This window comes from Pseudomonas danubii (assembly GCF_042980055.1).
Lineage (GTDB): Bacteria > Pseudomonadota > Gammaproteobacteria > Pseudomonadales > Pseudomonadaceae > Aquipseudomonas > Aquipseudomonas danubii.
The window spans coordinates 4,320,563-4,345,235 of sequence record NZ_CP116502.1; the positions used below are offsets into that span (position 1 = coordinate 4,320,563).

Annotated in this window: 20 protein-coding genes and 2 pseudogenes; 15 read left to right on the forward strand and 7 right to left on the reverse strand. The window is 63.3% G+C overall.

Features of this window, described 5'->3' with window-relative positions; all coding sequences use genetic code 11:
• Positions 1 to 77: 77 nt before the first annotated feature.
• Positions 78 to 2,537, forward strand: coding sequence for a UvrD-helicase domain-containing protein (locus tag PFZ56_RS19975; RefSeq protein WP_170002412.1), 2,460 nt, complete (start codon positions 78 to 80; stop codon positions 2,535 to 2,537).
• A gap of 51 nt (positions 2,538 to 2,588) precedes the next feature.
• Here PFZ56_RS19975 and PFZ56_RS19980 read toward each other — a convergent pair whose 3' ends face one another.
• The gene (locus PFZ56_RS19980; RefSeq protein ID WP_102865161.1) at positions 2,589 to 2,858 is read right to left on the reverse strand and encodes a DUF1652 domain-containing protein; all 270 of its coding nucleotides are present in this window, start codon (positions 2,856 to 2,858) and stop codon (positions 2,589 to 2,591) included.
• Between the two features lie 279 nt (positions 2,859 to 3,137).
• On the opposite strand from PFZ56_RS19980, the gene PFZ56_RS19985 reads away from it, so the two are divergent.
• Genes PFZ56_RS19985 through PFZ56_RS20000 form a run of 4 tightly spaced genes read left to right on the forward strand, consistent with a single transcriptional unit; the run spans position 3,138 to position 6,952 of the window.
• Entirely contained in the window at positions 3,138 to 3,953 is an 816-nt protein-coding gene (locus PFZ56_RS19985) for an AraC family transcriptional regulator (RefSeq protein ID WP_170002410.1), read from the forward strand.
• Positions 3,954 to 4,004: 51 nt separating this feature from the next.
• Complete coding sequence (locus PFZ56_RS19990; RefSeq protein ID WP_102879462.1) at positions 4,005 to 5,411, forward strand: FAD-binding oxidoreductase; 1,407 nt, start codon at positions 4,005 to 4,007, stop codon at positions 5,409 to 5,411.
• A 57-nt stretch (positions 5,412 to 5,468) separates the two neighbouring features.
• A complete protein-coding gene (locus tag PFZ56_RS19995) occupies positions 5,469 to 5,810 on the forward strand; it encodes a cupin domain-containing protein (RefSeq protein WP_102865158.1) in 342 nt (113 codons plus the stop codon).
• A 47-nt stretch (positions 5,811 to 5,857) separates the two neighbouring features.
• Positions 5,858 to 6,952, forward strand: a complete 1,095-nt coding sequence (locus PFZ56_RS20000; RefSeq protein WP_170002408.1) for a polyamine ABC transporter substrate-binding protein — start codon at positions 5,858 to 5,860, stop codon at positions 6,950 to 6,952.
• A gap of 98 nt (positions 6,953 to 7,050) precedes the next feature.
• On the opposite strand, the pseudogene PFZ56_RS20005 reads toward PFZ56_RS20000, so the two are convergent.
• A pseudogene (locus PFZ56_RS20005) lies at positions 7,051 to 7,215 on the reverse strand (SDR family oxidoreductase); the annotation flags it as partial.
• A 35-nt stretch (positions 7,216 to 7,250) separates the two neighbouring features.
• Between PFZ56_RS20005 and PFZ56_RS20010 the strand changes: the two are divergent.
• The 7 genes and pseudogenes from PFZ56_RS20010 to PFZ56_RS20040 all read left to right on the forward strand — a co-directional run.
• A pseudogene (locus PFZ56_RS20010) lies at positions 7,251 to 7,337 on the forward strand (cupin); the annotation flags it as partial.
• Between the two features lie 312 nt (positions 7,338 to 7,649).
• Positions 7,650 to 9,266, forward strand: coding sequence for a tryptophan halogenase family protein (locus PFZ56_RS20015; protein WP_170002406.1), 1,617 nt, complete (start codon positions 7,650 to 7,652; stop codon positions 9,264 to 9,266).
• Positions 9,266 to 10,351 (forward strand): monodechloroaminopyrrolnitrin synthase PrnB family protein, encoded by a 1,086-nt coding sequence (locus tag PFZ56_RS20020; RefSeq protein ID WP_170002404.1) that lies wholly within the window; start codon positions 9,266 to 9,268, stop codon positions 10,349 to 10,351. The genes PFZ56_RS20015 and PFZ56_RS20020 overlap by 1 nt, the downstream gene beginning before the upstream one ends.
• Before the next feature lie 41 nt (positions 10,352 to 10,392).
• Positions 10,393 to 12,096: an NAD(P)/FAD-dependent oxidoreductase gene (locus tag PFZ56_RS20025; RefSeq protein ID WP_102865153.1), complete on the forward strand. Its 1,704-nt coding sequence runs from the start codon at positions 10,393 to 10,395 to the stop codon at positions 12,094 to 12,096.
• 24 nt (positions 12,097 to 12,120) lie between these two features.
• On the forward strand, positions 12,121 to 13,212 hold the full coding sequence (locus PFZ56_RS20030; RefSeq protein WP_170002402.1) for a Rieske 2Fe-2S domain-containing protein: 1,092 nt from the start codon (positions 12,121 to 12,123) through the stop codon (positions 13,210 to 13,212).
• Between the two features lie 112 nt (positions 13,213 to 13,324).
• Complete coding sequence (locus tag PFZ56_RS20035; RefSeq protein ID WP_170002400.1) at positions 13,325 to 14,560, forward strand: cation:proton antiporter; 1,236 nt, start codon at positions 13,325 to 13,327, stop codon at positions 14,558 to 14,560.
• A gap of 24 nt (positions 14,561 to 14,584) precedes the next feature.
• Complete coding sequence (locus PFZ56_RS20040) at positions 14,585 to 15,145, forward strand: flavin reductase family protein (RefSeq protein WP_110595603.1); 561 nt, start codon at positions 14,585 to 14,587, stop codon at positions 15,143 to 15,145.
• A gap of 91 nt (positions 15,146 to 15,236) precedes the next feature.
• Here the strand turns inward: PFZ56_RS20040 and PFZ56_RS20045 are convergent, their stop codons facing one another.
• The 5 genes from PFZ56_RS20045 to PFZ56_RS20065 all read right to left on the reverse strand — a co-directional run bounded on the left by PFZ56_RS20045 (position 15,237) and on the right by PFZ56_RS20065 (position 20,521).
• On the reverse strand, positions 15,237 to 15,998 hold the full coding sequence (locus PFZ56_RS20045) for an SDR family oxidoreductase (RefSeq protein ID WP_102879460.1): 762 nt from the start codon (positions 15,996 to 15,998) through the stop codon (positions 15,237 to 15,239).
• Complete coding sequence (locus PFZ56_RS20050; protein WP_170002398.1) at positions 15,995 to 17,377, reverse strand: aspartate aminotransferase family protein; 1,383 nt, start codon at positions 17,375 to 17,377, stop codon at positions 15,995 to 15,997. The genes PFZ56_RS20045 and PFZ56_RS20050 overlap by 4 nt, the downstream gene beginning before the upstream one ends.
• 61 nt (positions 17,378 to 17,438) lie before the next feature.
• Entirely contained in the window at positions 17,439 to 18,254 is an 816-nt protein-coding gene (locus tag PFZ56_RS20055) for a molybdenum cofactor biosynthesis F family protein (protein WP_102879458.1), read from the reverse strand.
• Between the two features lie 89 nt (positions 18,255 to 18,343).
• The gene (locus tag PFZ56_RS20060) at positions 18,344 to 19,018 is read right to left on the reverse strand and encodes a helix-turn-helix transcriptional regulator (RefSeq protein ID WP_123390991.1); all 675 of its coding nucleotides are present in this window, start codon (positions 19,016 to 19,018) and stop codon (positions 18,344 to 18,346) included.
• 168 nt (positions 19,019 to 19,186) lie between these two features.
• Entirely contained in the window at positions 19,187 to 20,521 is a 1,335-nt protein-coding gene (locus tag PFZ56_RS20065; RefSeq protein ID WP_394304415.1) for an aspartate aminotransferase family protein, read from the reverse strand.
• A 337-nt stretch (positions 20,522 to 20,858) separates the two neighbouring features.
• Here PFZ56_RS20065 and PFZ56_RS20070 point away from each other — a divergent pair, with 337 nt between their 5' ends.
• The 3 genes from PFZ56_RS20070 (at position 20,859) to PFZ56_RS20080 (ending at position 24,666) form a co-directional block, all read left to right on the forward strand.
• Positions 20,859 to 22,346 carry an aldehyde dehydrogenase gene (locus PFZ56_RS20070; protein ID WP_123390987.1) on the forward strand — a complete coding sequence of 496 codons (1,488 nt, stop codon included), beginning with the start codon at positions 20,859 to 20,861 and terminating at the stop codon, positions 22,344 to 22,346.
• A gap of 240 nt (positions 22,347 to 22,586) precedes the next feature.
• Positions 22,587 to 24,107, forward strand: a complete 1,521-nt coding sequence (locus PFZ56_RS20075; protein WP_123390984.1) for an APC family permease — start codon at positions 22,587 to 22,589, stop codon at positions 24,105 to 24,107.
• Positions 24,073 to 24,666 (forward strand): DUF3156 family protein, encoded by a 594-nt coding sequence (locus PFZ56_RS20080; RefSeq protein WP_110651601.1) that lies wholly within the window; start codon positions 24,073 to 24,075, stop codon positions 24,664 to 24,666. The genes PFZ56_RS20075 and PFZ56_RS20080 overlap by 35 nt, the downstream gene beginning before the upstream one ends.
• Positions 24,667 to 24,673: the final 7 nt, after the last annotated feature.

The window sequence follows — 24,673 nt, forward strand, 5'->3', positions numbered from 1 at the left end:
GACCCACAAGCAATTCGCTGGATACCGTGAAAAAATCCGGCGACCATTACCGCTCAGTCTCATCCCCTGGAGTCCGCGTGTCGCAACACAGCCCCGATCTGCCCCCCGATCTTTTGCCCCTGGCTCAGATGCCCCTGTTGAAGCGCTTGGCGGCGCGGTTTTTCGGCCATGGCCTGAATCGCCTGCGGGCTCAGCATCGCGCGTCCTGGCTGCACGGTCAGGCCGACGGCTTTCGCAGCGGGCACACGGCAGGCGTGGAATACGGCTACCAGGAGGGACGGCTCGAAGGGCTGGAGGAAGGGCGTCAGGTGCTGCTGATTCGCGACAGTCGCAACACCGAGCACCGGCCGCCGGGGGTGGATGACCGGCTGTTCGACGACTGGCGCCTGCCGCTGAGCGCCGAGTTGAAAAAACGCTTCAAGGCCGATGTCTCCCGGTTGCTGGCGCCGCAGTCCCAGCCCAGCGCTGCCCAATGGAAGATGATTTTCAGCGACACGCCTGCTACTGCAGTGATTGCCGGGGCCGGGGCGGGCAAGTCGACTTCTTTGGTATTGCGCCTGCTTTTGCTCAATCACTACCTGGGATTCGAGCTGGATTCCATGACCGTAGTGACTTTCACCCGGGAGTCACGCAAGGATTTCATCAATAAGCTGGTGCAGGTCTTTGCCCTGTGGGGCCGGGCGCTCAGCCCCCGGGAAGCCCGGGATCTGGTGCGCACCTTCCATTCGCGGATCTTGCCCATGGTGCGCAGTCTGCCGGGGTTCGAACGCCTTCAGGCCTTCGAGAACCTCAGTGAGCGGGTGCAGGGTGCCGAAGACGAGGTGGACAGCAACCCCTTCGACCTGCGAATCAACGATGCCCAGCGCAAGCACCTCAATGCCTGCTACCAGGCGCTGTACCGCAGCGACGAACGCTTCCGCCTGGCGCTCAAGCCCTTGCTGCGCCACGCCTTGCAGCTCAAGGAGCTGGAGCGCGATCACCCCGATGTACAGAAGCGCGTGGCGGTCACCGAGCTGGCGGCCAAGCGTGATGAGGAGCTCTGCGACACCGTGGAAGACCTGTGGTTTCGTGCCGGGGCCTGGCCGATCAAGGGCATCGAGCCTCAGCGCCAGAGCTTTGAAATCAACGGATCGACCTTCCATTGCCATGGCTATGCCGCTGAGCTGGATGCCTGGGTGGTACTGGGCTTCGACCCGCGGGAGAACCCGCAGATCAGCCGGCCCGGAGCCAAGCTGACGGTGCGAGCGGAGTGGGCGGTAAAACGCACCCTGTTTCAAGCTTTCTGCCGTAAGCCATTGATTTGGTTGGATAGTTACGAGTCGTCCAAGCGAGCTTTGGGCGCCTTTTCTGCCGAGGTCAGTGCCGGCCCGGGCTTCGACTACAAGGTCAAGGGCGAGCTGGCTTCGGCGCCGTTGCTGGATTGTTTTGTTGCCGCCGCCGGTTTTATCGAGAACCTGGGGCTGGATGTGGGCGACGCGGTCGGCAACATGAGCTTCGCCCAGGATGATCCGGACCGATTCTTCTTCGAGGCCTTGAGCCTGTTCTGGCGAGCCCTTGAAGACCACTTGCTGGATCAGTCGCCGCCGATCATGAGCTACAACCGGATGTTCGCCCTGTTCAGCGAGCGCTCCCCGGAAAACTTCAAGCTGCTCAGCGACAGTTGCCTGAGGCCGATGTCGCATCTGATGATCGACGAGTTTCAAGACGTTTCGCCGCAGATCGTTTCTTGGATCAAGGCCAGTCTCAGGGAGATTCGCAGCCGTGGCGCGGCCCTGCACGTGGGGCGTGGAGCCCAGCATTCTTCCTTGCTCTGCGTGGGCGATGACTGGCAATCGATCTACGGCTGGCGCGGCAGTTCGCCGAAGTACTTTATCGAGTTCAACAAGGAGTTCCCGTCTCCGGCCACCAATCGAGTCATGCTCAGCGAGAACTACCGCAGTCATCAGCATGTGATCGATGCGGCGGAGCATATTGTTCGCGCAGCCCCGGCGATTGCCGGAAAGAAGGCCAAGGCCAGTGGCGAGGCCAAGGACCTATGGCCGGTGCAGGTACTGGATCGTGACGATCAGGGCCTGGCCCAGCGCCTGGCAGAGCACTATCGGCAGGGCGATTCAATCTTGATGCTGTTTCGAAAAACTAGCGATAAGTTATTGATAGAAGAGCATATTTTACCAATAGTTAATGTTGATTCTAGCTTGCCGCCCGCGGCTCGACGGCTCAAGCAACTCACCTATCACAGTGCCAAGGGCTTGCAGGCGGACGCGGTGTTCCTGCTGGGAGATTGCCAGCACCTGAGCAGCTCGCCCTACAAGAATCAGGTGTATCGCATGGCCGGCCTGGGCAAAGATGGCGACGCCGAACCCTACGACAGCGCGCAGAAGGACGAGATCCTGCGCCTGGCTTATGTGGGGATCACTCGGGCGGCCAAGCACTGCTACTGGTACGTCGATCGCCAGGAGGCGGCGGCGGGCAATGCGCCCAAGGCTTCGGATCGGGTGCCCCGAGACAAGCCATATTTCCGCGACCTGCGGCAGTGAGGACGAAAAAAGCCCGCTGGTCAGGCGGGCTTCGGTCGATGGGGCCTGGCGTCAGGCCTTGAGTGTCAGGGACGGAGCAAAGGCCTCCAGTTCATCTTCCACCGCCTCGATTATTCGTTCGACATCCGCGGCGCTCATCACCGTGGCACAGGGAATGCCGGCGATGGCGATCATGGTTTCGCCGCTGGCACGGTCGAAGAGCCGGGCGATCATGCTGCCTGGCGCATCCATGCTGGCCTCGAAGCCCAGGGGATGAAAATGCCAGCGCATCAGCTGGCAGGCGTTGGGAAAGGTGACTTTGCTGGCCCAGACTCTGTTCATCGGTGGCCCACCTTGATTCATTGAGCGCTTCCTTGTGCTCGCGGTAGGAACGATCGGCTCGTCAATGACCCGATCAGTCAAGGGTTTAAAAATAGCACCGGCTTGTGACCGCTCGCAGTTTTTTTGCCCACCGTCCGGCGGTTCACTCGCAGATTTTTGATGCACGTCATGTATTCGCCCAAATGGGGCTAGAGAACCCGGGTCCTTGGCTGAAGGACGGTCATTGATGCCTCTGCCGAAGTTCGGCAAGCTGCGCTTTTTTGGCTGTTCGAGATCCTTATGACTGCCCCTGACGACGGGCCTCTGCAAACCCAGGCCACCGGTGAAACCGTGATGCGTTATCACCTGTGCTGGAAGCACCGCGACCTCGATGGCGTGATGGCGCTTTACCATCCGCAAATCCAGTACAACGACTTTTTCCAGAATCGCACCCTGGGCCTCGCTGAGCTGCGGGAATACGTGCGTGTGAGCATGCCCCGCGCGCCCGATGAGGCCCTGGAGCACTGTGATCGCATTCGCCTGGATGGCAACACGGCCTTTATCCAGTATCAGGTGACCCTGCGGGGTGGCCAGGGCCTGGTGTCGTTCCGCTCCAGTGAAGCGATTACCGTGCGCGACGGCCTGATTTGGCGGGTCAATGAATATGCGTCCCTGGTGCGTGAACCGGCGCCGGACAGCTCTTCAGCCAGCCTGCGCCCGGCGGTCAGCCGCCTGGGGCTGTCGCCGCGCCAGTTGAGTTTCATGGCCGAGGACTTGCAGCAGTACTTCCAGCGCCAGCAGCCTTACCTCGATCCGCAACTGGACCTGCAGCGGGTCGCCCGGGAGTGCGGCTACAGCCGCAATCAGATTTCCTACCTGCTCAATCAGGTGCTGGGCCAAAGCTTCTACCGTTATGTGAACCAGGCGCGCCTGCAGCATGTGCTGGCGGCCCTGGACCAGGCCGCGCCGCCGCTTCGGGTCGACGAACTGGCCTTTGCGGCCGGGTTCAATTCCCTGTCGGCGTTCTACAGCTGTTTTCGCCAGCAAACCGGGCAGTCGCCCAAGGCTTATGCCAAACAAATTTCTTTGCGTGCACGCGCGCAAGACAGCCCCTGAAGACAGGGACTAGGATCGCCGCATTCGAAGTTCGGATTGCGGAGTGCTTGCATGCCAGCGTGGCGCAGTATCAGTTTGTGGATGGACCAGTTGGACGAGCCGCTGTTGCCGCGCCCGTCCCTTGAGCAAGACCTTGATCTGGACGTGGCGATCATTGGCGCCGGTTACACCGGGCTGTGGACGGCCTATTACCTCAAGCGCCAAGCGCCGCAGCTCAAGGTGGCGGTGATCGAGGCCCAGACTGCAGGTTTCGGTGCCTCGGGGCGCAATGGCGGCTGGCTGATGGGCAATCTGCTGGGAGAAGACCGCCTGCTGGCAGGGCTGTCGCCGGAGCAGCGTCGAGCCTCTTTCGACCTGCTGCATGGCATTCCCGATGAGGTGGCCAACGTCATCGAACGGGAAGGCATCGACTGCGATTACCGCAAAGGCGGGGTGCTGTATTGCGCGGCCCGCTATCCCGAGCAGGAAACCAGCCTGCGCCAGTACCTGGACAAGCTCTACGCCCAGGGCCTGAACCAGGACGATTACCGCTGGCTGAACCCCGAGCAACTGGCTCAGCAGTTGCGGGTGGCCAACGCCTATGGCGCTATCTATGCCCCCCATTGCGCCACCATCCAGCCGGCCAAGCTGGTGCGCGGGCTGGCGCGTGCGGTGGAGCGCCTGGGGGTGAACATTTACGAGAACAGCCCGGTGACCCATTGGCAGGCCGGCAGCCTGCAGACCCGCCACGCCGCAGTGCGCAGCCGCTGGATAGTGCCGGCGGTGGAGGGGTACTCAGTGACCTTGCCGCCCCTGGGTCGTTATCAGTTGCCGGTGCAAAGCCTGCTGGTGGCCACCGAGCCCCTGCCGGAATCGACCTGGGACGAAATCGGTCTGAACCAGGGCCAGGCCTTCAGCGAAAGCAGTCGCCAGGTCACTTACGGTCAGCGCTCCATGGATAACCGCCTGGTGTTTGGTGCCCGGGGTGGATATCAGTTCGCCAGCAAGCTGCGCCACGATTTCGACCTGAGTCGGGACGAGGTGGAGCTGCGTCGCTACCTGTTCGGCGAGCTGTTCCCGCAATTGAAGAACGTGCGCATCACTCATTCCTGGGGCGGCAACCTGGGCATGTCCCGGCACTTCATGCCGCACATGCTGTGTGACCGGCGCAAGGGCATCGCCTTGTCCGGTGGCTACGGCGGCGAAGGCGTCGGCGCCAGCAATCTGGGTGGCCGGACCCTGGCCGACCTGATTCTCCAGCACGACAGCCCGCTGGTCCGCCAACCCTGGGTGTTGGCGCAAAGCGGCCTCGACGCCCTGCGGGTCTGGGAACCTGAACCCTGCCGCTGGCTGGGCTACAACGCGATCATTCGCAGCTTTGTCCATGAAGACCAGACCCTGGCCAACCCGGCTTCGCCTGCGTGGCGGCGGCGTCTGGCCAGCCGGGTTGCCGGGTTCATGGAAGGCTTCATGCACTGAGTCGGGTTTCTTGCACCGAACGATGTCCGTTCGGTTTTTTCAACCAAAGGTAGAGCCATGAGCATCACGCAATTCAAGCACACCGCCACGGTCACCCTGGACGAGTCGGCGCCGGTCGCCGTGCCCCTGGGGACGCCCGTGGCCGTGACATCGGTGACTGCCGTCGAACGCAACGACGGGGTCGAAACCGGGATCTGGGAATGTACTCCGGGGCGCTGGCGGCGGCAGATCGTCGCCCAGGAGTTCTGTCATTTCATCCAGGGCCGCTGCACCTTCACGCCCGACCATGGCGAGCCCCTGCACATAGAAGCCGGCGATGCACTGATGTTGCCGGCCAACAGCACCGGCATCTGGGATATCCAGGAAACGGTGCGCAAGACCTACGTCTTGATTTTCTGATCCCTTGATTGCCTGCCAATAACAAAACCAGCCACAGGTATCGACTCATGATCCGCAAGACTTGCACTTTGCTGTTACTCAGCCCCTTGTTCCTGGGCGCTTCTCTGGTCCAGGCCGCCGACACGGTCAAGATCTACAACTGGTCGGACTACATTGCCCCGGACACCACCAAGCAGTTCCAGAAGGAAACCGGGACAGGTTTCACCTATGACGTCTACGACAGCAACGAGACCCTGGACGGCAAGCTGATGACCGGTAAATCCGGTTACGACGTGGTGTTCCCCTCCAACCATTTCATGGCGCGGCAGATCCAGGGCGGGGCGTTGAAGAAGCTCGACAAGAGCCAGTTGCCCAACTGGAAAAACCTCAACCCGGCGCTGCTCAAAGCGCTGGAGGTCAATGACCCGGGCAACCAGCACGGTTTTCCGTACCTGTGGGGCAGCACCGGGATTGGCTACAACGTGGCCAAGATCAAGGAAGTGCTGGGGGATGACGCACCGCTGGACTCCTGGGACCTGATCTTCAAGCCCGAGTACATGCAGAAGCTGCAGAAGTGCGGCGTGGCGATTCTCGACAACGGCCCCGAACTGATTCCCACGGCCTTGAATTACCTCGGGCTGCCACACCACAGCAAGAACCCGGCGGACTACAAGAAAGCCGAGGCGCTGCTGATGAAGGTCCGGCCTTATGTCAGCTACTTCCATTCGTCGAAATACACCAGCGACCTGGCCAACGGCAATATCTGCGTGGCGGTGGGGTTTTCCGGGGACATCCTGCAAGCGGAGAGCCGGGCCAGGGAAGCGAAGAACGGGGTGGAGATCGGCTATTCGATTCCCAAGGAAGGCTCGCCGATCTGGTTCGACATGGTGGCCATGCCCGTGGACGCACCGGATGAGAAGGCCGGGTATGCCTTCATGAACTACCTGCTGCGCCCGGACGTAATGGCCAACATCAGCAACTACGTGCATTACGCCAATGGCAACCAGCAAGCCGATGCTCTGGTCGACCCAGCGATCAAGAACGACACCAAGGTTTACCCGAGCCCGGCCATGATGGGCACATTGTTCGCCCTGGAAGCCATGCCGCTGGACATCGACCGGGTCCGCACCCGCTTGTGGAACAAGATCCGCAGCGGCAACTGATCCCCATCCCCACAAGCTGCGTAGGAACCGGCTTGCCGGCGAAGCGGCCTCAGAGGCGTGCACTGCCCTTGAGGACGCCTTCGCTGGCAAGCCAGCGCCTACAACTGGCTGTTTTCCGGGAGCAGGGCGCCGCCGTCCACTATCAGGGTCTGGCCGGTGATGTAGCCGGCCTGTGGTGAGGCCAGGAACAGCATGGCGTAGGCAATGTCCTCAGGCGTTCCCAGGCGCCCGAGGGGAATGCCCCTGGACAGGGTCGCGGCGTCATCAGGTCATGGCGGGCGGCGCCGATCGCCGTACCCTGGGAATGCCCGTGGCCGTGACATCGATGACCGCCGTCGAAGGCAGCGACGGGGTCGAAACCGGGATCTGGGAATGCGCCCCCGGGGTGCTCGCGACGCCTTTGATCGGCTCGCCTCTTGCAAAATCAGCGGTGGATGAAGTCAGCCCAAAATACGCCGCTACGTCAGACCACCCTTAGCGGCGGGCTGATTAGGCGCAAAGGACCTCCGCAACACCTTCCTCTATAGCCAACGCCTTTGCATTTTAGAAATGCTAATTCGGAAACAGAATTTGCATCGCTTTTGCGGCCGGCTAGAGTCAACTCGAACAAGCACATTGATGTGGCTCTTGCACGGATGCACGGAGACTGGCGGCCTCTACCTCATGGCCGGCAGTTCGCCTTGAAACAAGGAGTGTTATGAACAAGCCGATCAAGAATATCGTCATCGTGGGCGGCGGTACTGCGGGCTGGATGGCCGCCTCGTACCTCGTCCGGGCGCTCCAACAGCAGGTAAACATCACGCTCATCGAGTCTGCGGCGATCCCCCGGATCGGCGTGGGCGAGGCGACCATCCCGAGTTTGCAGAAGGTGTTCTTCGACTTCCTCGGGATACCGGAGCGGGAGTGGATGCCCCAAGTGAACGGCGCGTTCAAGGCCGCGATCAAGTTCGTGAATTGGAGAAAGCCTCCCGACCACTCGCGCGACGATTACTTCTACCATTTGTTCGGCAGCGTGCCGAACTGCGACGGCGTACCGCTTACCCACTACTGGCTGCGCAAGCGCGAACAGGGCTTCCAGCAGCCGATGGAGTACGCGTGCTATCCGCAGCCCGGGGCGCTTGACGGCAAGCTGGCACCGTGCCTGCTCGACGGCACCCGCCAGATGTCCCACGCGTGGCACTTCGACGCGCACCTGGTGGCCGACTTCTTGAAGCGCTGGGCCGTCGAACGCGGTGTGAACCGTGTGGTCGACGAAGTCGTGGAGGTTCGCCTGAACGACCGCGGCTACATCTCCACCCTGTTAACCAAGGAAGGTCGGACGCTGGAGGGAGACCTGTTCATAGACTGCTCCGGCATGCGGGGGCTCCTGATCAATCAGGCCCTGAAGGAGCCCTTCATCGACATGTCCGACTATCTGCTGTGCGACAGCGCGGTCGCCAGCGCCGTGCCCAATGACGATGTGCGCGAGGGGGTCGAGCCGTACACCTCCGCGATCGCCATGAACTCGGGGTGGACCTGGAAGATTCCGATGCTGGGCCGGTTCGGCAGCGGCTACGTCTTCTCGAGCAAGTTCACCTCGCGCGACCAGGCCACCGCCGACTTCCTCAACCTCTGGGGCCTCTCGGACAATCAGTCGCTCAACCAGATCAAGTTTCGGGTCGGGCGCAACAAGCGGGCGTGGGTCAACAACTGCGTCTCGATCGGGTTGTCGTCGTGTTTTCTGGAGCCCCTGGAATCGACGGGAATCTACTTCATCTACGCCGCGCTTTACCAACTCGTGAAGCACTTCCCCGACACCTCGTTCGACCCGCGGTTGAGCGACGCATTCAACGCCGAGATCGTCTACATGTTCGACGACTGTCGAGACTTCGTCCAGGCGCACTATTTCACCACGTCGCGCGAAGACACGCCGTTCTGGCTCGCGAACCGGCATGAGCTGCGGCTCTCGGATGCCATCAAAGAGAAGGTTCAGCGCTACAAGGCGGGACTGCCGCTGACCACCACGTCGTTCGACGATTCCACGTACTACGAGACCTTCGACTACGAATTCAAGAACTTCTGGTTGAACGGCAACTACTACTGCATCTTTGCCGGCTTAGGCATGCTGCCCGACCGGTCGCTGCCGCTCTTGCAGCACCGACCGGAGTCGATCGAGAAGGCCGAGGCGATGTTCGCCAGCATCCAGCGCGAGGCCGAGCGTCTGCGCACGAGCCTGCCGACGAACTACGACTACCTGCGGTCGCTGCGTGACGGCGATGCGGGGCAGTCGCGCAACCAGCGCGGGCCGACACTCGCGGCGAAGGAAGGCCTGTAGTGGAACGCACCTTGAACCGGGTATCCGCATTCGCGGCCACGCACGCCGCCGTGGCGGCCTGCGATCCGCTACAGGCGCGCTCGCTGGTTCTGCAGCTGCCGGGCCTGAATCGTAATAAGGACGTGCCGGGCATCGTCGGCCTGCTGCGCGAGTTCCTCCCGGTGCGCGGCGTGCCCTCCGGCTGGGGCTTCGTCGAAGCCGCTGCCGCGATGCGGGACATCGGTTTCTTCCTGGGGTCGCTCAAGCGGCACGGACATGAGCCTACGGACGTGGTGCCCGGGCTTGAGCTGGTGCTGCTCGACTTGGCACGCGCGACTGACCTGCCGCCGCGCGAGACGCTCCTGCATGTGACGGTCTGGAACCCCGCGGCGGCCGACGCGCAGCGGAGCTACACAGGGCTCCGCGACGAAGCGCACCTGCTCGATAGCGTGCGCATCTCGATGGCGGCCCTCGAGGCGGCCATCGCGGTGACCGTCGAGCTGTCCGATGTGCCCCTGCGGTCGCCCGCGTTCGCGCAAGGGTGCGACGAGCTAGCAGCCTATCTGGAGAAAATGGTCGAATCGATCGTCTACGCGTACCGCTTCATCTCGCCGCAGGTCTTCTACGATGAGCTGCGCCCCTTCTACGAACCGATTCGAGTCGGGGGCCAGAGTTACCTCGGCCCCGGAGCCGTAGAAATGCCCCTCTTCGTGCTGGAACACGTCCTGTGGGGCTCGCAATCGGAAGACCAAGCTTATCGAGAATTCAAAGAGACGTACCTGCCCTACGTGCTTCCCGCGTACAGGGCGGTCTACGCTCGGTTCGCTGGGGGCCCGGCGATCATCGATCGCGCGCTCGCCGAGGCGCGAGCGGTCGATGCACGAGGCGAGTCCGTCCGGGCTGGGCTGACAGCCCTCGAGCGGGTCTTCAAGGTCCTGCTGCGCTTCCGGGCGCCTCACCTTAAATTGGCGGAGCGGGCGTACGAAGTCGGGCGAAGCGGCCCCGCAACCGGCAGCGGAGGGTACGCGCCCAGCATGATCGGCGATCTACTCACGCTCACGTGTGCCGTGCGGTCCCGCATCCGCGCTGCGCTCGACGAATCCTGACGCGCACGGCCAGGTCCTATCTGACAAGGAGAGTTTGCCCCATGACTCAGCAGAGCCCCGCGAACGGGCGCGATAGCAACCATTTCGACGTGATCATCCTCGGCTCCGGCATGTCCGGAACCCAGATGGGGGCCATCCTGGCCAAACAACAGTTTCGCGTGCTGATCATCGAGGAGTCGTCGCACCCGCGGTTCACGATCGGCGAATCGTCGATCCCCGAGACGTCGCTCATGAACCGCATCATTGCTGATCGCTACGGCATTCCGGAGCTGGGCCACATTACGTCGTTCTACTCGACGCAGCGTTACGTCTCGTCGAGCACGGGCATCAAGCGCAACTTCGGCTTCGTGTTCCACAAGCCCGGCCAGGAGCACGACCCGAAGGAGTTCACGCAGTGCGTCATTCCCGAGCTGCCGTGGGGACCGGAGAGCCATTATTACCGGCAAGACGTCGACGCCTACCTGTTGCAAGCCGCCATTAAGTACGGCTGCAAGGTTCGCCAGAAGACCAGCGTGACCGAATACCACGCCGATAAAGACGGCGTCGCGGTGACCACCGCCGAGGGCGAACGGTTCACCGGCCGGTACATGATCGACTGCGGAGGCCCGCGCGCGCCGCTCGCGACCAAGTTCAAGCTCCGCGAAGAACCGTGTCGCTTCAAGACGCACTCGCGCAGCCTCTACACGCACATGCTCGGGGTCAAGCCGTTCGATGACATCTTCAAGGTCAAGGGGCAGCGCTGGCGCTGGCACGAGGGCACCTTGCACCACATGTTCACAGGAGGCTGGCTCTGGGTGATTCCGTTCAACAACCACCCGCGGTCGACCAACAACCTGGTGAGCGTCGGCCTGCAGCTCGATCCGCGTGTCTACCCGAAAACGGACATCAGCGCGCAGCAAGAATTCGATGAGTTCCTCGCGCGGTTCCCGAGTATCGGAGCTCAGTTCCGGGACGCCGTGCCGGTGCGCGATTGGGTCAAGACCGACCGCCTGCAGTTCTCGTCGACCGCCTGCGTCGGCGACCGCTACTGCCTGATGCTGCACGCGAACGGGTTCATCGACCCGCTCTTCTCCCGGGGGCTCGAGAACACCGCGGTGACCATCCACGCGCTTGCGGCGCGTCTCATCAAGGCGCTACGCGACGACGACTTCTCCCCCGAGCGCTTCGAGTACATCGAGCGCCTGCAGCAAAAGCTTTTGGACCACAACGACGACTTCGTCAGCTGCTGCTACACGGCGTTCTCGGACTTTCGCCTATGGGACGCGTTCCACAGGCTGTGGGCGGTCGGCACAATCCTCGGGCAGTTCCGGCTCGTGCAAGCCCACGCGAGGTTCCGCGCGTCGCGCGACGAGGGCGACCTCGATCACCTCGACAACGACCCCCCGTACCTCGGGTACCTGTGCGCGGACATGGAGCAGTACTACCAGTTGTTCAACGACGCCAAGGCCGAGGTCGAGGCCGTGAGCGCCGGGCGCAAGTCGGCCGAGGAGGCCGCGGTGCGGATTCACGCCCTCATCGACGAACGCGACTTCGCCAAGCCGATGTTCGGCTTCGGGTACTGCATCACCGGGGACAAGCCGCAGCTCAACAACTCGAAGTACAGCCTGCTGCCGGCGATGAAGCTGATGTACTGGACGCAGACCCGTGCGCCGGCAGAGGTGAAAAAGTACTTCGACTACAACCCGATGTTCGCGCTGCTCAAGGCGTACGTCACAACCCGCATCGGCTTGGTTCTGAAGAAGTAGTCGGTCGAGGACGACACAAAAGCGATGAACAACATTCAACTGGATCAAGCGAGCGTCAAGAAGCACTCCCCGGGGGCGTACGACGCGACCACGCGCGTGGCCGCGAGCTGGTACGTCGCAATGCGCTCGCACGACCTCAAGGGCAAGCCGAAGGAGTTGACGCTCTTCGGCCGTCCGTGCGTGGCGTGGCGCGGAGCGACGGGGCGGGCAGTGGTGATGGACCGCCACTGTTCGCACCTGGGCGCGAACCTGGCTGACGGGCGGGTCAAGGACGGGTGCATCCAATGCCCGTTTCACCACTGGCGGTACGACGAGCAGGGCAAGTGCGTTCACATCCCCGGCCACAGCCAGGCGGTGTGCCGGCTGGAGCCCGTGCCGCGCGGGGCGCGCCAACCGACGTTGGTCACCGCCGAGCGATACGGCTACGTGTGGGTCTGGTACGGCTCCCCGCAGCCGCTGCACCCGCTGCCCGAAATCGCCGCGGCCGACGTCGACAACGGCGACTTTATGCACCTGCATTTCGCGTTCGAGACGACGACGGCGGTCTTGCGGATCGTCGAGAACTTCTACGATGCGCAGCACGCGACCCCCGTGCACGCGCTCCCGATCTCGGCCTTCGAGCTCAAGCTTTTCGACGACTGGCGCCGGTGGCCGGAGGTTGAGTCGCTGGCCCGGGCGGGCGCGTGGTTCGGTGCCGGGATCGACTTCACCGTGAACCGCTACTTCGGCCCCCTCGGCATGCTGTCGCGCGCGCTCGGCCTGAACATGTCGCAGATGAACCTGCACTTCGATGGCTACCCCGGCGGGTGCGTCATGACCGTTGCCCTGGACGGAGACGTCAAATACAAGCTGCTCCAGTGTGTGACGCCGGTGAGCGACGGCAAGAACGTCATGCACATGCTCATCTCGATCAAGAAGGTGGGCGGCGCCCTGCGCCGTGCGACCGACTTCGTGCTGTTTGGGCTGCAGACCAGACAGGCCGCGGGGTACGACGTCAAAATCTGGAACGGGATGAAGCCGGACGGCGGCGGCGTGTACAGCAAGTACGACAAGCTCGTGCTCAAGTACCGTGCGTTCTACCGGGGCTGGGTCGACCGCGTCGCGAGTGAGCGGTGATGCGTGAGGCCGAGCCGGTATCGGCCGCGTCGCTCCGCCAGGCGCTTGTGAACCTGGCGAGCTGCGTCGCGGCCACCCGCGTCGCGTCGGCGTCGCTCTTTCCGAGGTACTCATGACCATCTGGCTGTTGCAACTCGTGCTGGTGATCGCGCTCTGCAATGTCTGCGGCCGCATTGCCGAACGCCTCGGCCAGTGCGCGGTCGTCGGCGAGATCGCGGCCGGTCTGCTGTTGGGGCCTTCGCTGTTCGGCGTGATCGCACCGAGTTTCTACGACCTGTTGTTCGGCCCACGTACGCTGTCAGCCATGGCGCAAGTCGGCGAAGTCGGCCTGATACTGCTGATGTTTCAGATCGGTCTGCATATGGAGTTGAGCGAGACGCTGCGCGGCAGGTGCTGGCGCATACCTGTCGCGATCGCGGCGTGCGGGCTCATCGCGCCGGCCGCGATCGGCATGATCGTCGCCATCGTCTCGAAAGATACGCTCGCCAGCGACGTGCCGGCGCTGCCCTACATACTCTTCTGCGGTGTTGCGCTTGCGGTATCAGCGGTACCGGTGATGGCGCGCATCATCGACGACCTGGCGCTCAGCGCCATGGTGGGCGCACGGCACGCATTGTCTGCCGCGATGCTGACGGATGCGCTCGGATGGATGCTGCTTGCAACGATTGCCTCGCTCTCGAGCGGCCCTGGCTGGGCATTTGCGCGCATGCTCGTCAGCCTGCTCGTGTATCTGGTGCTGTGCGCGCTCCTGGTGCGCTTCGTGGTTCGACCGGCGCTTGCGCGGCTCGCATTGACTGCGCATGCGGCGCGCGACCGCTTGGCCGTTTTGCTTTGCTTCGTAATAGCGTCGGCACTCGCGACGTCGCTGATCGGATTCCATAGCGCATTTGGCGCACTTGCGGCGGCGCTGTTCGTGCGGCGCATGCCCGGCGTCGCGAAGGAGTGGCGCGACAACGTCGAAGGCTTCGTCAAGCTTGTGCTGATGCCGGTGTTTTTCGCGTATGCGGGGCTGCGTGCCTCGGTCGGCACGATCGACGACGCGACATCCTGGATGTGGTTCGGTGTATTCCTCGCGGGCGGATTCATCGGCAAGTTCGGCGGCAGCTATCTGGGCGCGCGTGCCACCGGGCTTGTGCCACACGATGCGATGCTGGTGAGCTCGTTGATGAATACGCGCGGCTTGATGGAGCTAATCGTCCTGTCGATCGGTCTGCAGATGCAGATCCTTCCACCAAAGGTCTACACGATCCTCGTGGTGTTCGCGCTGGTGACGACGGCGCTGACCGCACCGCTGGTTCGATTCACGCTGCGCGTGCAATCGCGCGCAATGAGCCAACAGGCCATCTGAGCCAGCTTGAGGGGAGAGATCACCATGAATGCTGCCACCGAAACCAAGGCTCAGGATTTGCTCGATGCCGAGGGCTGCGATGTTCGCGATGTCCGCGAGCTGCGCAACTTGCTGGGGCAGTTTGCTACCGGTGTGACCGTGATCACCACGCGCACCGCTGAGGGCCGCAACGTCGGTGTGACAGCCAACTCGTTCTCCTCACTCTCGCTATCGCCGGCGCTGGTGCTCTGGAGCCTGGCACGCACCGCACCGAGCCTGAAGTTTTTTTGCTCGGCGAGTCACTTCGCCATCAATGTGCTGGGCGCGCACCAGCACCACTTGTCGGAGCAGTTCGCACGGGCAGCCGCTGACAAGTTCGCCGGTGTAGCTCATTCCTATGGCAAGGCGGGATCCCCGGTGCTGGACGATGTGGTGGCAGTGCTGGTGTGCCGTAACGTCACCCAGTACGAGGGCGGTGATCACCTGATCTTCATTGGCGAGATCGAACAATACCGATACAGCGGCGCAGAACCGCTGGTCTTCCATGCAGGCCAGTACCGGGGTTTAGGGAGCAATGAAACAGAAAGTGCACTCAAGCTCGAATAGCCCGGTTTGTGTGATCCTCTGGCGGTAGGGGGCACTGATCTGCGTCCGGATTGCGTAGTGCCACAGTTCATCTTGAGCAACTTCCCAGCGCCTACAACTGGCTGTTTTCCGGGAGCAGGGCGCCGCCGTCCACTATCAGGGTCTGGCCGGTGATGTAGCCGGCCTGTGGCGAGGCCAGGAACAACATGGCGTAGGCAATGTCCTCAGGCGTTCCCAGGCGCCCGAGGGGAATGCCCCTGGACAGGGTCGCGGCGTCGCCGAGGTTGTCCATGGCTTGGGTGGCGATAAGCCCCGGTTCGACGCCGTTGACGGTGATTCCATACTCCGCCAGTTCCAGTGCCGCTGCACGAATGAAGCCATTGACCCCCGCCTTGGACGCCGCGTAGTGGGCCAGTCCGGGAATTGCCGTGCGTGGGCCGGTCACCGATGAGGTGACGACGATCCGCGGTGCTCGGGCCCGGCGTAGCGCCGGCAAGGCTGCCTGGGTCAGCCAGAAGCAGCTTTTCAGATTCACCGCCAAGGTGCTGTCGAGGGTCTGCTCCTCAAGCTCGGCCAGCTTCTGCATCGGAAAGATCCCGGCGTTGTGCAGCAGCAGGTCCAGGCCGCCAAAGGCGTCCAAGGTCGCCGCTACCGCCTGTTCGGCGGCTGCCCGGGTGCCGAGGTCCAGGGTCAGCAGCTCCGCTGTTCCGCCAGCCTGACGAATCAGGCGTTGGGTTTCGGCACCTGACGCAGCGCTGCGGGTGGCCAGCATGACCTTGGCGCCCCCGGCGGCGAACACCTGAGCGATCGCCCGGCCAATGCCTTGGCCCGAGCCGGTGACCAGGGCGATGCGCCCGCAGTCATCCTGGCTCATGGCCGGGCTCCTGGCAGGACCTGGGCCAGGCACTGGTCCAGCAGCCGATTGTGCAGGTCGACCTGCGCCTCGCTGGTGGCCGGACACACCAGGGCCATGTTGTGGAATGGGGTCAACAGCACCCCGCGATTGAGCAGGTACAGGTGCAGGTACGCCTCGATCAGAGCATGGCGGGCATGGTGGGCTTCGCCACCGTTACGCGGGGCCTGCTGCATGAACAGGTATTCGACCCGGGCACCGATGCGGGTCACATGCCAGGGCAAGCCGTGCTTGCCGATGATGCTGTCGACGCCGGCTCGCAGGCGCTCCGCGAGCAGGAACATGCGTGCGTAGTTTTCATCGTTCATCACTTCGCTGAAGGTGGCGCGCATGGCGGCCATTTGCAGGGCGTTGCCGGCCAGGGTTCCACCGAAGCCGAAGTGGTTGATCGCCTGGCCTGGCTGGAAATGCGGCAGTACCCGCCAGATCCGTTCGGCCATGGCCTGGCTGCAGCCCCAGACAGCCGTGGGAATGCCCCCGGCGATGGATTTTCCCAGGACGAAGAAGTCCGGCTGCAAGCCCTGTTCGCCGCAATAGCCCCCCGGTCCACAGGACAGGGTATGGGTTTCGTCAATGATCAGCGGTACGTCATAGCGCTGGGTCAACTGCCGCAAGCCGTCATGGAAACCCGGGGCCGGAGGCACCATGCCGACGTTGGTCATGAAGGGTTCGGTCAGCACCGCGGCCACGTCGCCATGGGCCAGCGCCGCCTCCAGGGCCGGCAGGTCGTTGAACTCCACCAGTCGGGTGGTGGAGGCGTGCTGCAAGCCGTTGGCGTGCACGCCGTCTCGGGGAATCATCTGCCCCTGGGCGTCGAATTCCACCTGGGATTCGTCGACGCTGCCGTGGTAGTTGCAGTTGAACACCAGGACCTTCTGCCGTCCGGTGATCATCCGGCACAGGCGCAGGACAAAGCGGTTGGCATCGGTGGCTGAAGTGGTGACCTGCCAATAGGGCAGGCCAAAGCGCCGGCTCAGCTCCTTGCCGACCCACAGGCTGTCGGCGGTGGGCAGCATCAGCGTCGAGCCATGCAGTGCCTGTTCGGCAATGGCTGCGGCTACCGCCGGCTGGGCATGGCCGAACATGGCGCCGGTGTCGCCCAGGGCAAAATCCACGTACTCGCGGCCGTCGCAATCGGTGAGGGTCGCACCACGGGCATCCGCCACCATGATTGGGTAGGCGCCGGGCCATTGCTGCATCCAGTGCAGCGGGGCGCCGTACAGCCAGTGCTTGAGGTTTTCCTGATAGAAGGCGCCGGAGCGCGGGTGTTGCTCGACAAACAGCTGCAGTTCTGACTGATAGCAGCTGGCGACGCGTTGCAGATCAAGGCCCAGAGTCATGGAAGTATCCTGTGAAAAGCGCTGCCGGCTGGCGCTAGGACAAGCCGGCAGCGGTGCGGAATCAGGGGTGTTGGGTTCGGTTGAGGACCTGGGCCAGGGCGCCCACCGGGAAGTTGGCGGCATGGCTGAAGTCTGCACCCTGGTAGCCGAATATCTTGCCGTCGCTACGCCCGGCCTTGAGGTCGATCAGCACCAGGCCCAGGGTCGGGACGATCTTCTCGCGCCAGACAAACAGGTACAGCTGCTCGGCGATTTTGTAGTAGTGACAGCGGTCGGTGTCCGCCAGGCCTTGCTCGACACCCCTGAGGCACTGCCAGCTATAGAAGTTGGCATTCAGGTAGATGTGCTCGTAGGCCTCGCTGGCGCTGTAGACATACTGGTTGCGCAGGCCGATCAGTTCGGCGGTGGGCGCATGTCGCGCAGTCTCGGCCGTGGGCAAGGCATCGATTGCACCCTGGAGGAACTGCGCCTTGACCGAGGTCAGCTCGCCGCCAGCCAGCGCCCGGCTGAACAGGTCGACGCCGCATTCGGCCTGGCTCGGCATCTGGCCGATCACGGCGGTGAAGCACTGGCGCTCAAGATCGAGGATCAGGCTTACCGAATGGGACTGGCCTTGCTCCCGCTTGAGAAAGTCCACCAGGTAGATACCGGGGCGTATCGAAGTGGCGCGATAGGGCAGGTCGTCACTGGCGGGCTGGCCGAGGCTGTTCCAGCGCAGGGTGTCGACAGCGAAGTGGTGTTCGATCTGCCAGCCGTTGTCGAAGTGCAGGGTCAAGGTGCGACCGGACAGATCATCCACCCCCGCAAGGATGTGATTGTCGTCTGCAAAACCGTCCGCCAGGGCGCCGACGGTGATCCACTCAGGTTGCTGATTCATGGCAAGGCTCTTGTCCAGGAGAGGAGAACCCCATGTTCTGCCTGGGCGCCGATGCCGCCCATCAACCAAATGGTTGAGCCGGTGGCCCTTTATAAGAACAGCGCGCTTACCAGCTCCGTGCGATTGCCGACCCCGACCTTGCGAAACAGGTTGATCAGGTGGGTCTTGACCGTGGGCAGCCCCAGGTCCAGGCGTCTGGCGATGCTCTTGTTGTCGGCGCCATCGCGCAGCAGCCAGGCAATCTCCCGTTCCCTGGGAGTGAGGTTGGCCAGACGTTCGTCGACCTGGGAGTAGGGCGCTAGGGCAGCGATTTCCAACAGGCCCTGCAAGGCATGCAGGGTGCCCAGTTCGTCGACGCTGAAATGCCCCAGGGCATTGTCCCGCAGCAACGACAGGCCGGCGATGGGGCGTTCACCGTCACAGGCAAGAATTTCCACTACATCCAGTACCCCGTGACGTTGCAGGAACCCCTGGTAGACCTCGGTTGCATGACGGCCCTGCTGGGCCATGCCCATGTGCAGCGACAGCACCGGGCGCCCGGCGGCGGCGCAGTTGCGTGGCTGCAACGGGTCGTAGTGGCGGTAGCGTTGCAAATAGGCCTGGTGCATCTGCTCGGGCATGCGGTACAGCGAGAAGTCCCGGGCCTGCAGGTTCGGATCGATGCGGTAGAAAGCGCAGAGGGTGGCGGGTACCACCCGGGTAAAGGCGGCGATGCAGCGTTGCCCCAGTTCATGGGCCCCGGGCAAGGAAGTGGGCGCAATCATCGGATAGCTCCTGGCTGCCGGCTGGGCAGTGGCTCGGGTGGTTGGGGGCTGCGACGGGTGGCGCTGTCCGTGTCAGGGCGAGTGAAAACCAGGAGCGAGGCGCCTGGCAAGCAGGGATGCAGCACAGGCTGCGGTCGCTGTTTGATTGACCGCAGCCGGTTGCAACGATCAGCGCTGGGCCTTGCTCAACCCCTCGGCGAGGGCATCGACTATGGCATCCACCTGGGGCTGCTGGATCACCAAGGGCGGCGAGAGAATGATCTTGGTGCCCACCGGGCGCACCATGACGCCATTGTCCCGGGCAATCTGTGCCACCTGATTGGCATAGCCGCTCATGGGGTCGATGGGTTCGCGGGTGCTCTTGTCCGCCACCAGATCCAGGGCCAGCATCAAGCCCTGGCCCCGCACTTCACCGACGGTGTCGAAGCGCTCGACGAAGGGCCTCAGCTTGTCCAGCATGTAGTCGCCCATCTTCGCCGCGTTGGCCGGCAGGTCTTCCTTGACCACGATGTCCAGGCAGGCCAGGGCCGCAGCGCAGGCCACCGGGTGCCCGGAGTAGGTGTAGCCGTGCATGATGGCGCCGGTGAAGTTGGCGTTTTTCTCGAAGGCGGCCTCGATCCGCCGGTTGACCACTGTCGCGCCCAGGGGGATGTAGCCCGAGGTGATGCCCTTGGCCAGGCACATGATGTCGGGTTTGACTCCCCACAGGCGGCTGCCGAACATCGAGCCGCTGCGGCCGAAGCCGGTGACCACCTCGTCGGCGATCAGCAGGACGCCGTACTTGTCGCAGACTTCGCGGATCAGCGGCCAGTAGTTGGCCGGTGGCACTATCACGCCGCCGGCGCCCTGGATCGGCTCGGCAATGAAGGCGGCCACGGTGTCCGGGCTCTGGAACTGGATCTCCCGTTCCAGCAGGTCGGCGCAGATCTTGCCCAGCTCTTCCGGGTCCTGGCTGTAAGGGTTGCGGTACAGCCAGGGCGTATCGATGTGGTAGCAGCCGGGCAGCAGGGGCTCGTAGTTGCGCCGGAACACCGTGTTGCCGTTGACCGAGGCGCCACCGAAGTGGGTGCCGTGGTAGCCCTGGCGCAGGGAAATGAACTTGGTGCGGTCGGCCTGGCCTTCGAGCTTCCAGTACTGGCGGGCCAGTTTCAGGGCGCTTTCGATGGCATCCGAACCGCCGGAACTGAAGGACACCCGGCACATGTCCTCGGGCTCCAGCAGGTTCATCAGCACCCGGGACAGCTCTTCGGCACGAGGGTGGCTGACCCCATCGAACAGCTGGAAATACTCCAGCTCATCGAGCTGGGCGGTGATGGCCGCTTTCACTTCCTTGCGGTTGTGGCCGACGTTGACGTTCCACAGCCCGGCGACGCCATCCACCAGCTGGTGGCCCTTGTCGTCATAGACATAGCAACCATCGCCGCGGACGATGCGGATCGGTTCGCGTTGCTTCATTTCGTTGGGGTGCAGCATGGGGTGCCAGAAACGGCTTGCTTGGCTCACGTTGAGTCTCCTGAAAACGCACGGACAGCGTGGAGCTATTAGTGCGTCATTTGCGGGCTCCTGGCTTGCCTCTGTGTGCCAGGACATTTGACCCAGGCTGCCAGTGGCGACTTGGTGGGTATCGCTGCCGGCCATTGGCAGGGGCTGGCTTGCCAGCGAGGGCGTCCGTGCAGGCGGCGCAAGGCTTGTGGGCCTGTTCGCCGGCAAGCCGGCTCCTACGGCCCGTGTAGGTGCCGCTGGCAGCCAGGGCCAAGTTTTGCGGCAGCCAGGATCAAGACGGCATCCGACTTTGGGCTCAAAGTCCACCTCGAACAAGGTCTACCTGCGAGGAATCAAGATGAGCGTTGCCATCGACCCACGTGTCGCTGCATTCATAGACAGTCAGCACGGCCTGCTGATTGACGGTCTCAGCCAGCCCGCGCTCTGCGGAGCACGGATGCCGGTGTACAACCCCGCCAGTGGCGAGCAGTTGACCCAGGTTGCCGCCGCCGCCCAGGCCGATGTGGATCTGGCGGTGGGGGCCGCGCGCCGGGCCTTCGAAGGCAGCTGGAAGGCGTTGCGTCCTGCCGATCGCGAGCGCCTGCTGTTGAAACTGGCGGATCTGCTGGAGGCCAATGGCGAGGAGCTGGCGCAGTTGGAGACTCTCAACAACGGCCAGTCGATCCATCTGGCCCGGGCCCTGGAGGTGGGGGCGGCGGCGGAGTTCACCCGCTACATGGCCGGTTGGGCCACCAAGATCGAAGGCAAGAGCCTGGATGTATCCATCGCCGCGGTGCCGGGGGCACAGTACCGGGCTTATACGGTGCCGGAGCCGGTGGGCGTGGTGGGAGCCATTGTGCCGTGGAATTTCCCATTGCTGATGGCCATCTGGAAAATCGTCCCGGCCCTGGCTTGCGGCTGCACCGTGGTACTCAAGCCCGCCGACGAGACTCCGCTCACCGCGCTGCGCCTCGGTCAGCTTTGCCTGGAAGCGGGGATCGCCCCCGGCGTGGTCAACGTGGTGACCGGCAGTGGCGCCCAGGCCGGTGCCGCGCTGGCCGCCCATCCGGGAATCGACAAGCTGGCGTTCACCGGTTCGACCCAGGTCGGCAAGCTGATCGGCCACGCGGCGGTGGACAACATGACGCGCTTTTCCCTGGAGCTGGGTGGCAAGTCGCCGGTGATCGTCCTCGACGACTGCGACCCGCAGACTGCTGCCGCCGGGGCTGCAGGGGCCATCTTCTTCAATCAGGGACAGGTCTGCACGGCGGGCTCGCGGCTGTATGTCCAGCGCGGGATCTACACCCAGGTGCTGGAGCGCCTGGTGGCCATTGCCGAGTCCTTGCGCATTGGCCCGGGGTTGGACGAGCAGGCACAGATCAATCCGCTGATTTCTGCCAAACAGCAGAAGCGCGTGCTGCAGATGGTCCAGCGCGGGGTCGAGGAGGGCGCCAAGGTGCTCTGCGGCGGAGTTGCCCATGGTGAGCAGGGCTTTTATGTCCGTCCCACGGTGGTGGCCAACGTCAACGCCAACCTGCAGCTGGTGCGCGAGGAGATTTTCGGCCCGGTGGTGGTCGCGACGCCTTTCGATTCTCTGGAGGAAGTGGTGGCCCTGGCCAATGACAACCAGTACGGGCTGGGTGCGAGTATCTGGTCCAACGATCTGAGTCAGGTCATGCAACTGATTCCCCAGATCAAGGCCGGCACCGTTTGGGTCAACACCCACAACATGCTGGACCCGTCGATGCCCTTCGGCGGTTACAAGCAATCGGGCATGGGCCGCGAGATGGGCCATGCGGCCATCGAGGCCTATACCGAGAACAAATCGGTGTGCATCGCTTATTGAGCACGCCCCACGCAGACGCCTTTGCCGGCCAGCCGGTTGACTGTAGGAGCCGGTTGGCCGGCGAAGAGGCCCCCAGGACAGGCGTCATTCTCATGGACGTCTTCGCTGGCAAGCCAGCGCCTACAGGGCGTGAACATGATTTCAGCTGCGTCAGACAGCCAAGCTCTGCGCCCTTGCCGGGCGTGCCCTTGAAATGCCTAGAACAACAATCATCAACCCATGCTTTCGAGGTTTACCATCATGTCGCTCAACGACAGACTCAAGCACCACCTGGATCAGGGCGTGGTCGGCTTTCCCACCGCGCTGGCCAGTGCCGTGGGCCTGATCATGGCCAGCCCGGTGATCCTGACGGCCACCACCGGATTCGGTATCGGTGGTGGAGCGTTCGCCGCGGCGATGGTGATCGCCCTGCTGATGATGCTGGCGCAATCCACCACCTTCGCCGAAGCGGCCTGCCTGTTGCCCACCAATGGCTCGGTCTATGACTACCTGGCCTGTGGCCTGGGTCGTTTCTTCGCCATCACCGGGACCTTGTCCGCCTACCTGATCGTGCATGTGTTTGCCGGGACGGCGGAAACCATTCTCAGCGGCGTCATGGCCCTGGTGAATTTCGAATCCCTCAATACCCTGCTGGAACAGAGCGGCAGCGCCTGGTTGGTGGGGGTCGGGTTGGTAGTGTTCTTCGGCCTGCTCAACGCGGTGGGCATCACCGCCTTCAGTCGTGCCGAGGTGATCCTGACCTTCGGCATGTGGACCACCCTGATCATCTTTGGCGTGCTCGGGGTCATCAAGGCTCCGGCAGTGGAACTTGATGGCTGGTTCGGCGCGTCAATGGTGGGGACCGACCTGACGACCATCCTGTCCCTGGTGGGCATGGCCATGTTCATGTTCGTCGGCTGCGAGTTCGTCACCCCCCTGACCCCGGATGTACGCAAGGCCGCGAGGACCATTCCCCGGGCCATGGCCCTGGGGCTGGTAGGCGTCGCGGTGTGCATGTTCATCTACGGCGCGGCCATGAAGCGCCAGGTGGAAAACATTGCCCTGAGTGAGGATGGCAGCGTGCATTTGCTGGATACGCCCATGGCCATCCCGCATTTCGCCGAGCAGATCATGGGGCCGTTCGGCCGCATCTGGCTGGGGATCGGCCTGCTGTTTGCCGGTGCCGCGACTATCAACACGTTGATGGCCGGCCTGCCGCGAATTCTCTATGGCATGGCCCTGGACGGGGCATTACCCAAGGTTTTCACCTACCTGCACCCGCGCTTCAAGACACCGCTGCTGTGCATCGCCGTGGCGGTCCTGATTCCCTGCCTGCATGCCTGGTGGCTGGGCGGCAGCACCGATAGCATCATGCACCTGGTGCTGGCGGCGGTCTGTGCCTGGAGCACCGCCTACCTGCTGGTCACCTTGTCGGTGGTGATGTTGCGCATTCGCCGGCCGGATTTGCCGCGGGCTTATAAATCGCCATGGTTTCCGTTGCCGCAGATCCTGTCTTCGGTGGGGATTGTCCTGGGCATGTGGTTCATCACCCCCCCGGGGATGAATCCACGGGATATCTATGTGCCCTTCGGCAGCATGTTGGGCCTGACCGCAATCTACGCGCTGGTCTGGACCCTGCTGGTACAGAAGGTCAATCCGTTTCGTCCGGTGCCGGTGGAGGAGGTGCTGGAACAGGCGCTGAGCCTGTCGCCGGATGAAGTACCAAGCCCTCGGGAGAACCTGTCTGATGAATCTTTCAAGCTGGCGACAAAACCTCTTTGAATTCTGGCACCGGGCACCTTCGGGCTATCGCCCGGGGGTCACCCTGGGTCAGGTGCGGCGGGATCTGGCGGGCCTGGATTTCATCCCTCGCTCTGCTGGGCTGGGTGTTTTCCACTGCCCACAAAGCGCTCTGGAGTTCGAAGTGCGGGAGCGTCCCCAGGCGCAGTTCCTGATGCATATCGTGGTTTGTGAGTGGCGTCTGCGGGTGCCCTGCGAGCGTCCCGGGCAAGCGCGGATCGGCCTGCGCCACACCGGGGCGATTCGTCGACAGGGCGTCGCCGCGCGATTGCTTGCGGGGGAGGCAGAGCAATGGGCGCCCTTGCTGCAGAAGCTGTGCAGCGATCAGTCGTTGCTGGAGCGGCTGCTGCCGCTGGACTTCAAGCACCTTGAGCTGTGGCGGGATGAGCAGGGCTGGCAAGTGCGCCTTGAACACTTTGGCGCCAGCGAGGTGGTCAATCGTTTACCGGGGTTCAGGCGCTACATCCGCTTGAGTGTCCAACAGCGGGCGGCGCTATTGGGCAGCTTCACTGAGTTGTACAAGCTTCTACGAGAATTCTGACCGACAT